This is a genomic window from Kitasatospora sp. DSM 101779, assembly GCF_025655475.1.
Classification (GTDB): domain Bacteria; phylum Actinomycetota; class Actinomycetes; order Streptomycetales; family Streptomycetaceae; genus Kitasatospora.
The window spans coordinates 3,194,249-3,207,686 of sequence record NZ_JAHTIK010000001.1 but is presented as its reverse complement, the minus strand read 5'-3'; the positions used below and the strand labels follow the sequence as shown (position 1 = coordinate 3,207,686).

At 71.8% G+C, this 13,438-nt stretch carries 14 protein-coding genes; all 14 read left to right on the top strand.

Going from position 1 to position 13,438, the window contains the following annotated elements; translation table 11 throughout:
- A partial coding sequence (rho, locus tag KSNIM_RS14600; protein ID WP_263103650.1) for a transcription termination factor Rho occupies nucleotides 1–1,439 on the top strand: 1,439 nt, incomplete at its 5' end.
- A gap of 180 nt (nucleotides 1,440–1,619) precedes the next feature.
- Nucleotides 1,620–2,753 carry an LCP family protein gene (locus tag KSNIM_RS14595; protein WP_263103649.1) on the top strand — a complete coding sequence of 378 codons (1,134 nt, stop codon included), beginning with the start codon at nucleotides 1,620–1,622 and terminating at the stop codon, nucleotides 2,751–2,753.
- 121 nt (nucleotides 2,754–2,874) lie between these two features.
- Nucleotides 2,875–3,099, top strand: coding sequence for a 50S ribosomal protein L31 (rpmE, locus tag KSNIM_RS14590; protein ID WP_263103648.1), 225 nt, complete (start codon nucleotides 2,875–2,877; stop codon nucleotides 3,097–3,099).
- 142 nt (nucleotides 3,100–3,241) lie between these two features.
- The gene (gene prfA / locus KSNIM_RS14585; RefSeq protein ID WP_263103647.1) at nucleotides 3,242–4,318 is read left to right on the top strand and encodes a peptide chain release factor 1; all 1,077 of its coding nucleotides are present in this window, start codon (nucleotides 3,242–3,244) and stop codon (nucleotides 4,316–4,318) included.
- A gap of 40 nt (nucleotides 4,319–4,358) precedes the next feature.
- Complete coding sequence (gene prmC, locus KSNIM_RS14580) at nucleotides 4,359–5,225, top strand: peptide chain release factor N(5)-glutamine methyltransferase (protein WP_263103646.1); 867 nt, start codon at nucleotides 4,359–4,361, stop codon at nucleotides 5,223–5,225.
- Between the two features lie 82 nt (nucleotides 5,226–5,307).
- The gene (locus tag KSNIM_RS14575) at nucleotides 5,308–5,955 is read left to right on the top strand and encodes an L-threonylcarbamoyladenylate synthase (protein ID WP_263103645.1); all 648 of its coding nucleotides are present in this window, start codon (nucleotides 5,308–5,310) and stop codon (nucleotides 5,953–5,955) included.
- 95 nt (nucleotides 5,956–6,050) lie between these two features.
- Nucleotides 6,051–6,641 (top strand): protein-tyrosine-phosphatase, encoded by a 591-nt coding sequence (locus KSNIM_RS14570; RefSeq protein ID WP_263107958.1) that lies wholly within the window; start codon nucleotides 6,051–6,053, stop codon nucleotides 6,639–6,641.
- A 283-nt stretch (nucleotides 6,642–6,924) separates the two neighbouring features.
- On the top strand, nucleotides 6,925–8,220 hold the full coding sequence (glyA, locus tag KSNIM_RS14565) for a serine hydroxymethyltransferase (RefSeq protein WP_263103644.1): 1,296 nt from the start codon (nucleotides 6,925–6,927) through the stop codon (nucleotides 8,218–8,220).
- A 195-nt stretch (nucleotides 8,221–8,415) separates the two neighbouring features.
- Nucleotides 8,416–9,768 carry an MraY family glycosyltransferase gene (locus KSNIM_RS14560; RefSeq protein ID WP_263103643.1) on the top strand — a complete coding sequence of 451 codons (1,353 nt, stop codon included), beginning with the start codon at nucleotides 8,416–8,418 and terminating at the stop codon, nucleotides 9,766–9,768.
- 442 nt (nucleotides 9,769–10,210) lie between these two features.
- Nucleotides 10,211–10,570, top strand: coding sequence for a hypothetical protein (locus tag KSNIM_RS14555; RefSeq protein WP_263103642.1), 360 nt, complete (start codon nucleotides 10,211–10,213; stop codon nucleotides 10,568–10,570).
- A 264-nt stretch (nucleotides 10,571–10,834) separates the two neighbouring features.
- Nucleotides 10,835–11,662 carry a F0F1 ATP synthase subunit A gene (atpB, locus tag KSNIM_RS14550; RefSeq protein WP_263103641.1) on the top strand — a complete coding sequence of 276 codons (828 nt, stop codon included), beginning with the start codon at nucleotides 10,835–10,837 and terminating at the stop codon, nucleotides 11,660–11,662.
- A gap of 81 nt (nucleotides 11,663–11,743) precedes the next feature.
- Nucleotides 11,744–11,971, top strand: coding sequence for an ATP synthase F0 subunit C (gene atpE, locus KSNIM_RS14545; RefSeq protein WP_043916032.1), 228 nt, complete (start codon nucleotides 11,744–11,746; stop codon nucleotides 11,969–11,971).
- Nucleotides 11,972–12,014: 43 nt separating this feature from the next.
- Complete coding sequence (locus KSNIM_RS14540) at nucleotides 12,015–12,569, top strand: F0F1 ATP synthase subunit B (RefSeq protein WP_263103640.1); 555 nt, start codon at nucleotides 12,015–12,017, stop codon at nucleotides 12,567–12,569.
- Complete coding sequence (locus KSNIM_RS14535; RefSeq protein WP_263103639.1) at nucleotides 12,566–13,381, top strand: F0F1 ATP synthase subunit delta; 816 nt, start codon at nucleotides 12,566–12,568, stop codon at nucleotides 13,379–13,381. Before KSNIM_RS14540 ends, KSNIM_RS14535 begins: the two co-directional genes overlap by 4 nt.
- Nucleotides 13,382–13,438 lie beyond the last annotated feature (57 nt).

The window sequence follows — 13,438 nt, the reverse complement described above, 5'->3', positions numbered from 1 at the left end:
AGCGCCCCGAGGCGGCCGAGGGCCAGGACGCCGAGGGCCGCGAGTCCCGCCGCGACCGCCGCAACCGCCGCGACCGCGACCGGGCGGAGCGCCAGCCCGGTCAGGGCCAGCAGCAGGCCGGCACCCAGCAGGACAGCCAGGCCGGCCGTCAGGGCCAGCCCGCCGGGCAGCAGGCTGGCGGCTACGACGACGACGAGTTCGGCGAGGGCCGCCGGGGCCGTCGCGGCCGCTACCGCGACCGCCGTGGCCGCGGCCGCCGCGAGGGCTTCGAGGGCGGCACCGTCGAGCCGCAGATCGGCGAGGACGACGTCCTCATCCCGGTCGCGGGCATCCTCGACATCCTCGACAACTACGCGTTCGTCCGCACCTCCGGCTACCTGCCGGGGCAGAACGACGTCTACGTCTCGCTCGCCCAGGTGCGCAAGCACGGCCTGCGCAAGGGCGACGCCATCACCGGTGCGGTGCGCCAGCCCCGCGACGGCGAGCGCCGCGAGAAGTTCAACGCGATGGTCCGCCTCGACTCGGTCAACGGCATGGACCCGGACGGCGCCCGCAACCGTCCCGAGTTCGGCAAGCTGACCCCGCTGTACCCGCAGGAGCGGCTGCGCCTGGAGACCGACCCGGGCGTGCTGACGACCCGGATCATCGACCTCGTGTCGCCGATCGGCAAGGGCCAGCGCGGTCTGATCGTCGCCCCGCCGAAGACCGGCAAGACGATGATCATGCAGGCGATCGCCAACGCGATCACCCACAACAACCCCGAGTGCCACCTGATGGTCGTCCTGGTCGACGAGCGTCCGGAAGAGGTCACCGACATGCAGCGGTCGGTGAAGGGCGAGGTCATCTCCTCGACCTTCGACCGCCCGGCCGAGGACCACACCACCGTCGCCGAGCTCGCCATCGAGCGTGCCAAGCGCCTGGTGGAGCTGGGCCACGACGTGGTGATCCTGCTCGACTCGATCACCCGTCTCGGCCGGGCCTACAACCTGGCCGCGCCGGCCTCCGGCCGCATCCTGTCCGGTGGTGTCGACTCGACCGCGCTCTACCCGCCGAAGAAGTTCTTCGGTGCCGCGCGCAACATCGAGAACGGCGGCTCGCTGACCATCCTCGCCACCGCCCTGGTGGAGACCGGCTCCCGCGCCGACGAGGTGGTCTTCGAGGAGTTCAAGGGCACCGGCAACATGGAGCTCAAGCTCGACCGCAAGCTCTCCGACAAGCGCATCTTCCCGGCGGTGGACGTCGACGCGTCCTCCACCCGCAAGGAGGAGATCCTGCTCGGCAACGAGGAGCTGGCGATCGTCTGGAAGCTCCGTCGGGTGCTGCACGCGCTCGACTCGCAGCAGGCCATCGAGCTGCTCCTGGACAAGATGAAGCAGACCAAGAGCAACGCCGAGTTCCTGATGCAGATCGCCAAGACCACCCCCGGTTCCGGCGACTGACGCGGCCCGTTCCGCAGGGCGAGGCCCCGCACCGCATCCGCGGTGGGGGCCTCGCCCTTTCGCGCACCGGGCGCCGAGGTGCTCGAGACGGCCCCTGCACGGCCTCCCGGCCTCCGCCGATCGGCGGCGGCCGGATTCCCTTATGCTCGAAAAGCCCCGTTCGAGCAGAAAGGGGAAGGGATGTCCGATCAGCGAGAGCCCCGGAGCAGACGCCGCAAGGTGCTGCGCATCGCGGTCTTCACCGCGATCGGGCTGCTGCTGGTGGGTGTGGGTGCGGCCGGTTACGCGTACTGGAAGCTCAACGGCAACATCCGCAGCGTCGACATCGACACCCAGCTCGGCCCGGGCCGCCCGCCCGCCTCGGTCGGCGGTGCCTTCAACATCCTGCTGCTTGGCTCGGACTCCCGGGCGGGCGCCAACCACGCACTGGCCGGCGGCGCGGTCGGCGACACCGCCCGCTCGGACACCGCCATGGTGGTGCACGTCAACCGCGAGCACACCGCCGCCTCGGTCATCAGCATCCCGCGCGACACCCTGGTCGCCCGTCCGGCCTGCACGGCACCGAACGGCACCAGCACCCCGGCCCTGCGCAGCGCGATGTTCAACTCGGCGTACGAGGTCGGCGGCCCGGCCTGCGCGGTGAAGACCACCGAGCAGCTCACCGGGATGCGGATGGACCACTTCGTCGAGGTCGACTTCGCCGGCTTCGCGGGCCTGATCGACGCCATCGGCGGGGTGGACGTCACCACCACCGTCGACATCTCCGACCAGGACAGCGGACTGCACCTGGCGGCCGGCAGCCACCACCTCAGCGGCGCCCAGGCGCTGGCCTTCGTCCGCACCCGGCACGGGGTCGGCAACGGCAGCGACCTCGGCCGGATCGAGCTGCAGCAGCAGATGGTGAAGTCGATCATGAAGCAGATCGGGGCGCTCGGACTCACGTCCAACCCCGCGCACCTGTGGTCGATCGCCGACAAGCTCACCAAGTCGATGACCACCGACTCCGAGCTCGCCTCGGTGAGCGCCCTGGTCGGCCTGGCCAACACCCTCAAGGGCATCGGGCCGGACCAGATGACCATGGTGACCCTGCCGGTGGTGACCGCTCCCAGCGACCCGAACCGGGTCGTCCCGCGCAGTCCCCAGGCCACCCAGCTGTGGGCCGCCCTGCAGGCCGACGGGGCCGTCCCGCAGTCGGTGGTGAGCATCCAGCCGTCCAACCCGGCCGACAGCACCCCCAGCCCCTCCGCGGGCACCGCCACCCGCACCCCGGGCGGCGCGACCCGCAGCCCGGTCGGCGCGGCGGGCCGGGAATAGTCCGGGCCGCCTCCCGGTTTGGGAAGACACGGCCGGTGCTGGCACACTGGTCCGTCGGTCCCGGTTCACGCGCGGCTGCCTGCCGCCGACCCGGTGCCCTCCCGAAACCTAGGAGAGACCCTTGAAGGCCAACGTTCACCCCGAGTACGTCGTGACCAAGGTGACCTGCACCTGCGGTAACGAGTTCACCACCCGCTCGACCGAGACCAGCGGCGAGATCCGCGCCGAGGTCTGCTCGGCGTGCCACCCGTTCTACACCGGCAAGCAGAAGATCATGGACACCGGTGGCCGCGTGGCCCGCTTCGAGGCCCGCTTCGGCAAGAAGCACAGCGGCGGCAAGGCCTAGCGCTTCCACGGCGCCGGTCTCGGCGTCCCCGCGCATCCGCGGGGACGTCGGGCCGGCGCCGTTCGCGTCTCCCCGGTCCGCGCCGCCGCGCGCCGCGACCCCGTCCGTCCCACCGCCACCCCAAGGGAAGTAGGCCCACCCCATGTTCGAGGCAGTCGAAGAGCTCCTCGCCGAGCACGCCGACCTCGAGACGAGGCTGGCCGATCCCTCGGTGCACGCCGACCAGGCGAACGCCCGCAAGCTCGCCAAGCGCTACGCGGAGCTGACCCCGATCACCCGGACCTACCGCGCCTGGCGGCAGACCGGCGAGGACATCGAGGCCGCCCGTGAGCTCGCCGCCGAGGACCCGGAGTTCCTCGCCGAGGCGAAGGCCGCCGAGGCCCGCCGCGACGAGCTGACCGAGGAGCTGCGGCTGCTGCTCGTCCCGCGGGACCCCAATGACGACAAGGACGTCATCCTGGAGGTCAAGGCGGGCGAGGGCGGCGAGGAGTCCGCGCTGTTCGCCAGCGACCTGCTGCGGATGTACCTGCGCTTCGCGGAGCGGGTCGGCTGGAAGACCGAGATCATCGACTCCAACGAGTCCGACCTCGGCGGCTACAAGGACGTCTCCGTCGCCGTGAAGACCAGGGGCGGCGCCGAGCCCGGCCAGGGCGTCTGGGCCCGGCTGAAGTACGAGGGCGGCGTGCACCGCGTGCAGCGCGTCCCGGCCACCGAGTCGCAGGGCCGCATCCACACCTCCGCCGCGGGCGTGCTCGTCACCCCGGAGGCCGAGGAGGTCGAGGTCGAGATCCACGCCAACGACCTGCGGATCGACGTCTACCGCTCGTCCGGCCCCGGCGGCCAGTCCGTCAACACCACCGACTCGGCCGTCCGGATCACCCACCTGCCGACCGGTATCGTGGCCTCCTGCCAGAACGAGAAGAGCCAGCTGCAGAACAAGGAGCAGGCGATGCGCATCCTGCGCTCGCGCCTGCTGGCGGCGGCCCAGGAGGAGGCCGAGCGTGAGGCCTCCGACGCCCGCCGCAGCCAGGTCCGCACCGTCGACCGCTCCGAGCGCATCCGGACGTACAACTTCCCGGAGAACCGCATCTCCGACCACCGCACCGGCTTCAAGTCCTACAACCTGGACCAGGTGCTGGACGGCGACCTGAACGCGGTGATCCAGTCCTGCGTGGACGCCGACGCGGCAGCCAAGCTGGCCGCCGCCCAGGAGAACTGAGAACCGGGCCCGGCGCCCGAGAAGTCAGAGGTGTGGTCGGATGAACCTGCTGCTCGCCGAGGTGGCGCAGGCCACCCAGCGGTTGGCCGCGGCCGGCGTGCCGTCGCCGCGCTTCGACGCGGAGGAGCTCGCCGCGCACGTCCACGGCGTCAAGCGCAGCCAGCTGCACACCGTGCCCGACGCCGACTTCGACGCCCGGTACTGGGAGGCGATCTCCCGCCGGGAGGCCCGTGAACCGCTGCAGCACATCACCGGGCACGCGTTCTTCCGCTACCTGGAGCTGGAGGTCGGCCCGGGCGTCTTCGTGCCCCGGCCGGAGACCGAGACCGTCGTCGAGTGGGCCATAGACGCCGTCCGCGACATGGACGTCGCCGAGCCCCTGGTGGTCGACCTGTGCACCGGCTCGGGCGCCATCGCGCTCGCCCTCGCCCAGGAACTGCCCCGCTCGACCGTGCACGCCTTCGAGCTCGACGAGGGCGCGCTCGCCTACACCCGGCGCAACATCGCGACCAGCCCCGACCGCGCCCGGGTCTTCCTGCACGAGGGCGACGCCACCCGCGCCTTCGAGGACGACCGCTCCTGGGACGGCCGCTTCGACCTGGTCATCAGCAACCCGCCGTACATCCCGCTCACCGAGTGGGAGTACGTCGCGCCCGAGGCCCGCGACCACGACCCGCAGATGTCGCTGTTCTCCGGCGAGGACGGCCTCGACACCATCCGCGGCATCGAGCGGGTCGCCGCCCGGCTGCTGCGCCCCGGCGGCGCGGTGGTCATCGAGCACGCCGACACCCAGGGCGGGCAGGTGCCCTGGATCTTCAACGAGGAGGGCGGGTGGACGGACGCCGCCGACCACCGCGACCTCAACAGCCGGCCGCGCTTCACCACCGCCCGCCGGGCGATGCCGTGACCGGCCGCCGCGGCAGCACCGCGCGCCGCGCCGCCCTGTGACTTCGTGACTTCGCCGTGAACTTCGGAAGGGGACCGCACCGATGAGCCGCCGCTACGACTGTGCCGATACCGGGGACCGCGCCACCGGGCTGCGCGAGGCCGCTTCGGCGATCCGCCGCGGCGAGCTCGTCGTGCTGCCGACGGACACCCTGTACGGCGTGGGCGCCGACGCGTTCTCCCCGGAGGCCGTGGGCGCCCTGCTCGACGCCAAGGGCCGCGGCCGCAACATGCCCTCCCCGGTGCTCGTCGGCTCGCCGACCACCCTGCACGGCCTGGTCACCGACTTCTCCGAGCAGGCCTGGGAGCTCGTCGACGCCTTCTGGCCGGGCGGCCTGACCCTGGTCGCCCGCCACCAGCCCTCGCTGCGCTGGGACCTCGGCGACACCCGCGGCACCGTCGCTGTCCGGATGCCGCTGCACCCCGTCGCCCTGGAGCTGCTCAACGCGACCGGCCCGCTCGCCGTCTCCAGCGCCAACAAGACCGGCGGCCCCTCGCCCGCGACCTGCGACGAGGCCCAGGGCCAGCTCGGCGACGCCATCTCGGTGTACCTGGACGGCGGCCGCGCGGACCACGCCACGGCCTCCACCATCGTCGACGTCACCGGCAAGACCCCCGTCGTGCTGCGGGCGGGCGCGATCAGCGTCGAGCAGCTGAGGGAGGTCGTTCCGGACCTGGAGGCCGGCAGTTGACCGCTGCGTCCCTGTACGCCGCGGGCCCCGGCCCGGCCCGGTTCGCGGCCGTCCCGTACCGGGCGACCGCGCCGCAACCGGTCGACACCTTCCGGATCCTCTTCGTCTGCACCGGGAACGTGTGCCGCTCGCCGATCGCCGAGCGGCTCACCCGCCACGAGCTGGCCGCCCGGCTCGGCGCCGCCTCGCACCGCTTCGTGGTGGAGAGCGCCGGGACGTGGGGCCACGAGGGCGCGCCGATGGAGGCGCACGCGGCCACCGTGCTCGGCGAGTACGGCGTGGACAGTGCCGGCTTCGCCGGCCGGGAGCTGCTGGACGAGCACGTCATCGACGCCGACCTGGTGCTCACCGCCACGCTCGACCACCGCGCCCAGGTGATATCCATGGGCCACGCGGCCGGCCTGCGTACCTTCACGCTCAAGGAGTTCACCCGGCTGGTCCGGCGGATCGACCCGGTCACCCTGCCCGAGCCCCGCGGCGGCGCCCAGCTGCCGGAGCGGGCCCGGGCCCTGGTGCGGGCCGCCGCGGCGCTGCGCGGCTGGCTGCTGGCGGCCTCCCCGGAGTCGGACGAGGTCGACGACCCGTACGGCGCGCCGATCGGCATGTTCCGCAACTGCGGCGAGGAGATATTCGACGCCCTCGACCCGGTCGTCACCGCCCTGACGGGAGTGCACGGCAGGTCCTGACCCGTGCGTCCGCGAGGGCCGCCGGGGCCTCCGGGCGCCCCTGACGGCGCATCCGGGCACCGCGCACCCGTCCACGGTGGGGGATTGCGGGGGATCAGGTGGAGGAACCGTGCGCGCGGCGTGCCCGGGGCGTGCGTGGCTGTCGACGGCGGTCGACGGGCCGTCCGCGGCGCCGAGCGCCGGGCGCTCTCCGACGGCGCAACGCGGCCGTGTGCGGGCGGGCCACCGGGGCGGCCCCGACCTACGCTGGAGGGACCCGCCCGCCGCTTCCGGGAGCTGCGCCATGTCCGTCACCCCCACCGTGCACGGCCCGACCGAGATCGATGCTCCCGCCGCCGGGGAGCGCTGGGAGGCCGCGGAGGCGCTCCGCCGGGCCGACCCGCTGCTGGCCGACCTGCTCACCGCGGAGGCCGAACGACGGGCGGAGAGCCTGCAGCTGCTGGCCGGCGAGAACATCACCAGCCCCGCCGTGCTGGCCGCGCTCGGCGGCCCGCTGATCGACAAGTACGCCGAGGGCTACCCGGGCCGGCGCCACCACACCGGCTGCGCGCTGGCTGACACCGCCGAACTGCTGGCGGTCGACCGGGCCCGCCAGCTGTTCGCCGCCCCGCACGCCAACGTCCAGCCCCGGTCGGCGACTTCGGCGATGCTCGCGGCCTACGCGGCGCTGCTGCGCCCCGGCGACACGGTGCTCGCGATGTCGCTGGAGCACGGCGGCCACCTCAGCTGCGGTTCGCGCGCCAACTTCTCCGGCCGGTGGTTCGAATTCGTCGGCTACGGCGTCCGCGAGGACGACGGCCGGATCGACCTGGGGCAGGTCCGCGAACTCGCCCACCGGCACCGCCCGAAGGCGATCATCGCCGGCGGCATCTCCTACCCCCGGCACGTCGACTGGGCCGCCTTCCGCGCCGTCGCCGACGAGGTCGACGCCTACCTGATCGCCTCCGCCGCCCAGACCACCGGGCTCGTCGCGGCCGGCCTGGCGCCCTCCCCGGTGCCGTACGCGGACGTCACCGTCGCCGCCACGCACAAGCTGCTCCGCGGCCCGCGCGGCGGCCTGCTGCTGTCCACCGTGGAGCTCGCCGACCGGATCGACCGGGCGGTCTTCCCGTTCACCCAGGGCGGCGCCGCGATGAACGAGGTGGCCGGCAAGGCCGTGGCCCTCGCCGAGGCCGCCGGCGCGGACTTCGCGGCCTACGCCCGGCGGGCCGTGGACGGCGCCCGGGCCCTCGCGGGCGCGCTCGCCGAGCACGGCGTCCGGCCGACGACCGGGGGCACCGACACCCACCTGGTGACCGCCGACGTCAGCCCGCTCGGCCTCAGCGGCGTCGACGCGGAGCGGCGCTGCGCCGCCGCCGGGCTGATGCTCGGCAAGTGCGCGCTGCCCTTCGACCCGGCGCCGGCCGCCGAGGCCTCCGGGATCCGGCTGGGCACCGGTGCGGCGGCCGCCCAGGGCATGGGGCCGGCCGAGCTCGCCGAGGTCGGCGGCCTGATCGGGGAGCTGCTGCGCGGCGGCCCGCAGGCCCGGATCTCGGGGCGGGTGCGCGAGCTCGCACGGGCCTTCTCCGGGCGCCGCTGAGGCGGCGCGGCGGGACCGTCCAGAGCCCTCTCCGGGGTCCGAGCGGGGCCTGCGCACCGTCCGGGGAGAACCGCGGTGCACGCCCCGGTCGTCCGACTCAATAAGGTGTGACCGTGGCGACGCACCTCGAACCCCGAACCATCCCGGGAGTACGCTCCGTACTCATCCGTCGGACCGTGATGCAGGAGGCCAGTGGTGCGTGAGTATCTCCTGGTGCTCTTCGTCACCGCAGCGGTGACGTACCTGCTGGTCAGCCCGGTGCGGAAGTTCGCGATCGCGGCCGGTGCGATGCCGGCTGTCCGGGCGCGCGACGTGCACCGCGAGCCCACCCCGCGGCTCGGCGGCATCGCGATGTTCGGCGGGCTCTGCGCCGGCCTGCTGGTCGCCTCCCAACTGACCAACATCGGGCGGCTCTTCATCCAGAGCGCGGACGTCAGGGCGCTGCTCTCCGGGGCCGGGATCATGTTCGTCCTCGGTGTGCTGGACGACAAGTGGGGCGTGGACGCGCTGGTGAAGCTGGGCGGCCAGATGATCGCCGCCGGCGTCATGGTCTGGCAGGGCGTGACGGTCATCTCGATCCCGGTGCCCGGCGTCGGCCCGGTGGCCGTCACCCCGACCCAGGGCATGATCATTTCGGTGGCGCTGGTCGTCGTCATGGTCAACGCGGTGAACTTCATCGACGGCCTGGACGGCCTGGCGGCCGGCATGGTCTGCATCGCCGCGATGGCGTTCTTCCTGTACTCGTACCGGCTCTGGATCGGTTACGGCGTCAACGACGCCGCCCCTGCCGTGCTGTTCACCGCCGTGCTGATCGGCATGTGCCTGGGCTTCCTGCCGCACAACCTGCACCCCGCCCGGATCTTCATGGGCGACTCCGGCTCGATGATGCTCGGCCTGATGCTGGCCGTCGCCGCGATCTCGATCACCGGCCGCGTCGACCCCGACCTGATCACCGCGCAGACCGGTTCGCAGACCGCCACCGTGCACACCCTGGTGCCGATCTACATCCCGCTGCTGCTGCCGCTGACCGTCATCGCGCTGCCGCTGGCCGACCTGCTGCTCGCCGTCGTCCGCCGCACCTGGGCCGGCAAGTCGCCGTTCGCCGCCGACAAGCAGCACCTGCACCACCGCCTGCTGCAGGTCGGCCACTCGCACAGCCGTGCGGTGCTGATCATGTACTTCTGGGCCGCACTGATCGCCTTCGGCACCGTCGCCTTCTCGGTCACCCACACCGGGCGCACCGTGGTGCTGGCCTTCGCCGGGCTCTGCCTGGTCGGCCTGGTCGTGCTGCTGATGCCGCGCTTCCGCCCGCACGCGCCGCGGGCCGTGCAGGCCGTCGTGCCGCCCCGCTACCGCAAGGCCCGGGCCGAGGAGCCGGCGACCGGCCCCGCGGCCGCCGTGGAGGCCCTCACCGCCGCGGCCGACGACGCCGGCGAGGCGGCCGGGACTCCCGCGATGGCCGAGCTCTCCGCCAAGGACAAGGCCCTGCTGAGCCGGATCGGCAGCGGCGCCACCGCGATCGGACAGCGGAGCCGGGCCAAGGGCTGACCGGGCCCGTCCGCGCGCCCCGCGGCCGGCCCGGGCGCGCCGCGGGAGGGCATCCGCGACACGCCCGCCGCAGTGTCTGACCCGTCGTCAACAGCCCTCACCCGTACGGCGGCACCCTTGGGCCATCGGTGTGACAGGTACCACACGTTCATGGTAAAGCTCTCATCAAATAGTTTGTGATACCGTTCACGAGTACCGAGAACACGCCGAAAGACCTGACGGGTGGAGCGCTTTCCACCCCGGTCGGTCCACTCGACTGGCTCGCCGTCGAGCGGCCGGCCTGCGGCCGTGGTTCCCGGTGCGGCGTTCCCCCGCCGCGCACACCCACATGCCAGTCCCCCGTTGCCGACATGCCGCCGGAGTTGCCGACATGCCGTCCCACGACGCCCGGATCATCCGAGGCGCCGCAATCCCCACTGCGGTCGCCGGCCTGATTGCCGCTGTGATCGCCTTCGCAGTCGTGGGGGCCAAGGGACTGATCGGCGCAGTCTTCGCGACGCTGCTGGTGATGGCGTTCTTCAGCTTCGGCCAGGTCGCGCTCGACCGGCTCACCAGGAACAACCCGCAGATCATGATGGCGGCCGCGCTGCTGGTCTACACGACGCAGATCCTGCTGGTCGCGGTCGTCCTGGCGGTGTTCAAGCACACCACCCTCTTCGACACCAAGGTGTTCGGCTTCACGCTGCTCGGCTGCGCGCTGATCTGGACGGGCTTCCAGGTGCGCGGCGCGATGAAGGCCAAGATCTACTACGTCGACCCCGAATCCCGGGACGACAAGCCCAAATCGGGGCGTCAACCGTGAGTGGGGCAGGCTGTCCCCCTCGCGAGGGGGGCGGTGTTTATGCCCTCCTGACGGGCTGCTATCGTCCGTCCCAACGGCGGAGTACGGGATGCGGCCGGGTCCCTCCGATCATCGGACGGATCGCCCCCCGACTCCCCGAAGTCTTCGAAGATCCCGCGGCAGGGATACGCGCCGCGCAGGGTCCGCGAGAAATCCAACAAGTTCCAGTGCCGCTCCGTGGCCGCAGGCCACGCCGACACACCGAGGTTGCCGTAACCATGCGTCATGACGAAGGAGTCTGTGGTGGGTGCTGACGTTCAGCTCGCCTCCGAGGCCGGGTGCCACCTGAACTCCGGCTGCGGCTTCCCGGCCCCTGGCCTGAACGAGTTCGACTTCAAGCCGATCTTCACGGTCGGCGGTGTTGACTTCACCAAGCCGATGCTGCTGTCGATCATCTGTGCGGTCCTGGTCGTCGTGTTCTTCTGGGCCACGTTCGCCAAGCCCAAGCTGGTGCCCGGCAAGCTGCAGATCGTCGGCGAGATCGGCTACGACTTCGTCAAGCGCAGCATCGTGCTGGAGACGATCGGCAAAAAGGGCGAGAAGTACGTCCCGATGCTGGTCTCGATGTTCTTCTTCGTATGGATCATGAACATCATGTCCATCATTCCGTTCGCCCAGTTCCCGGTGATGTCGCGGATCGCGTACCCGGTCGGTCTGGCGGCGGTCGTGTGGGTCACCTACATGACGCTGACCTTCAAGAAGCACGGCTTCGTGGGCGGTCTGAAGAACCTCTGCTGGCCCTCGGGCATCCCCGGCTGGGTCATGTTCATCCTGGTCCCGATCGAGTTCTTCTCGAACATCTTCGTGCGCCCCTTCACCCTCGCAGTGCGAGCCTTCGCGAACATGTTCGCCGGCCACCTGCTGATCGTGGTGTTCTCGGTCGCCTCCTGGTACCTGCTCAGCCCGAGCATCGGCGCCCTCTACGGCTCCGTCTCGTTCGTCGTGGCCGCCGGCCTCACCGCCTTCGAGCTGCTGGTCCAGTTCCTGCAGGCCTACATCTTCGTGATGCTCGCCAGCAGCTACATCGCCGGTGCCCTCGAAGAGGCGCACTGAGCACCGCAGCCCGAAGGCTGCGCCCCGAACTCCCGGTGGCCAACACCCACCGGTTCTCCACCCTGTAAAGGATGAGCTGAGATGTCCGCTCTCGCCGCTGTTTCCGGTTCCGTCGCGTCGATCGGTTACGGCCTTGCCGCGATCGGCCCCGGCATCGGTGTCGGTCTGATCTTCGGCAACGGCGTGCAGGCCATGGCCCGCCAGCCCGAGGCTGCCGGCCTGATCCGCTCCAACATGTTCATCGGCTTCGCGCTGACCGAGGCGCTCGCGCTCATCGGTATCGTCATGCCGTTTGTGTACGGCCAGTAAGTCCGACACACACCGGTAGCCCGTTTAGACGAAAGGTTCAGATATGAACCCCGAGGTCATCCTCGCGGCGGAGGAGAAGATGAACCCTCTTCTCCCCGCGTGGCCCGAGGTCATCATCGGCCTGCTCTGCTTCTTCATCGTCTTCGGCATCCTCGGCAAGAAGCTCCTCCCCAGCATCGAGAAGGTGCTGCAGGAGCGCCGTGACGCCATCGAGGGCGGCATGGAGCGTGCGGAGACTGCTCAGGCCGAGGCCCAGGCCCTGCTGGAGCAGTACCGCGCCGAGCTCGCCGAGGCGCGTCACGAGGCCGCTCGGATCACCGAGCACGCCCGTGAGCAGGGCGCTGCCCTGGTCGCCGAGATGCGCGAGGAGGGCCAGCGTCAGCGCGAGGCCATCGTCGCCGCCGGCCACGCCCAGATCGAGGCCGACAAGAAGCAGGCGACTGCCGCCCTGCGCCAGGACGTGGGCTCGCTGGCCTCCCAGCTGGCGTCCCGCATCGTGGGTGAGTCCCTGGAGGACCACGCCCGGCAGAGCGGTGTGATCGACCGCTTCCTCGACGAGCTCGAGGCCAAGGCCGCGGCCTCGGCGGGTGCCAAGTGATCGGCGCCAGCCGCGAGGCCCTGGCCGCCGGCCGGGAGAACCTCGAGAGCCTGACCGACAACACCTCGGTGGACGCGGCCGAGCTCGCCGAGGAGCTCACCGCCGTCACGGCCCTGCTGGACCGCGAGGTCTCGCTGCGCCGCGTGCTGACCGACCCCTCGCGGTCGGGCCAGGACAAGGCCCGGTTCGTCGGCACGCTGCTGTCGGGCCAGGTCTCCGGTGAGACGGTCGACCTGGTCTCCGGCCTCGTCCGGTCCCGCTGGTCCGGTGCGCGCGACCTGGTCGACGCGGTGGAGGAGCTCTCCGCGTACGCCGAGGTCATCGCCGCCGACAAGGCCGGTGCCCTGGACGACGTCGAGGACGAGCTGTTCCGGTTCGGCCGGATCGTCGCGGGATCGCACGAGCTGCGCGCCGCGCTGACCGAGCCCAAGGCCGACGCTGCCGCCAAGGCGGCCCTGGTCAAGAAGCTGCTCGGCGGCCGCGCCCACGCGGGCACCGTCCGCCTGGTCGTCTCCCTGGTCACCGCCCCGCGTGGCCGTAGCCTGGAACAGGGCCTCGAGTCCTACTCCAAGCTCGCTGCCGCCCGTCGCGGCCGCGTGGTGGCCCTGGTCACCAGCGCCGTGCCGCTGTCGGACCGGCAGAAGGAGCGGCTCGCTGCCGCCCTGGCCGGCCTGTACGGCAAGCAGGTCCACCTGAACATCGACGTCGACCCCGAGGTCGTCGGCGGCGTGAAGGTGCAGATCGGCGACGAGGTCATCGACGGCACGGTGGTGAGCCGCCTCGAAGGCGCTCGCCAGGGCCTCGAAGGCTGACCGAAGAAGAGCATCATCCGACCCTCGGTCGGGCGTCGGTTCACACCGAGTGAACCG

What these genes read in the sequence shown, in the direction of transcription:
- KSNIM_RS14595 (WP_263103649.1), top strand. Translation starts at nt 1,620, where the DNA reads ATGTCCGATCAGCGAGAGCCCCGGAGCAGACGCCGCAAGGTGCTGCGC.
- prfA (WP_263103647.1), top strand. Translation starts at nt 3,242, where the DNA reads ATGTTCGAGGCAGTCGAAGAGCTCCTCGCCGAGCACGCCGACCTCGAG.
- prmC (WP_263103646.1), top strand. Translation starts at nt 4,359, where the DNA reads ATGAACCTGCTGCTCGCCGAGGTGGCGCAGGCCACCCAGCGGTTGGCC.
- KSNIM_RS14575 (WP_263103645.1), top strand. Translation starts at nt 5,308, where the DNA reads ATGAGCCGCCGCTACGACTGTGCCGATACCGGGGACCGCGCCACCGGG.
- glyA (WP_263103644.1), top strand. Translation starts at nt 6,925, where the DNA reads ATGTCCGTCACCCCCACCGTGCACGGCCCGACCGAGATCGATGCTCCC.
- atpB (WP_263103641.1), top strand. Translation starts at nt 10,835, where the DNA reads ATGACGAAGGAGTCTGTGGTGGGTGCTGACGTTCAGCTCGCCTCCGAG.
- atpE (WP_043916032.1), top strand. Translation starts at nt 11,744, where the DNA reads ATGTCCGCTCTCGCCGCTGTTTCCGGTTCCGTCGCGTCGATCGGTTAC.
- KSNIM_RS14540 (WP_263103640.1), top strand. Translation starts at nt 12,015, where the DNA reads ATGAACCCCGAGGTCATCCTCGCGGCGGAGGAGAAGATGAACCCTCTT.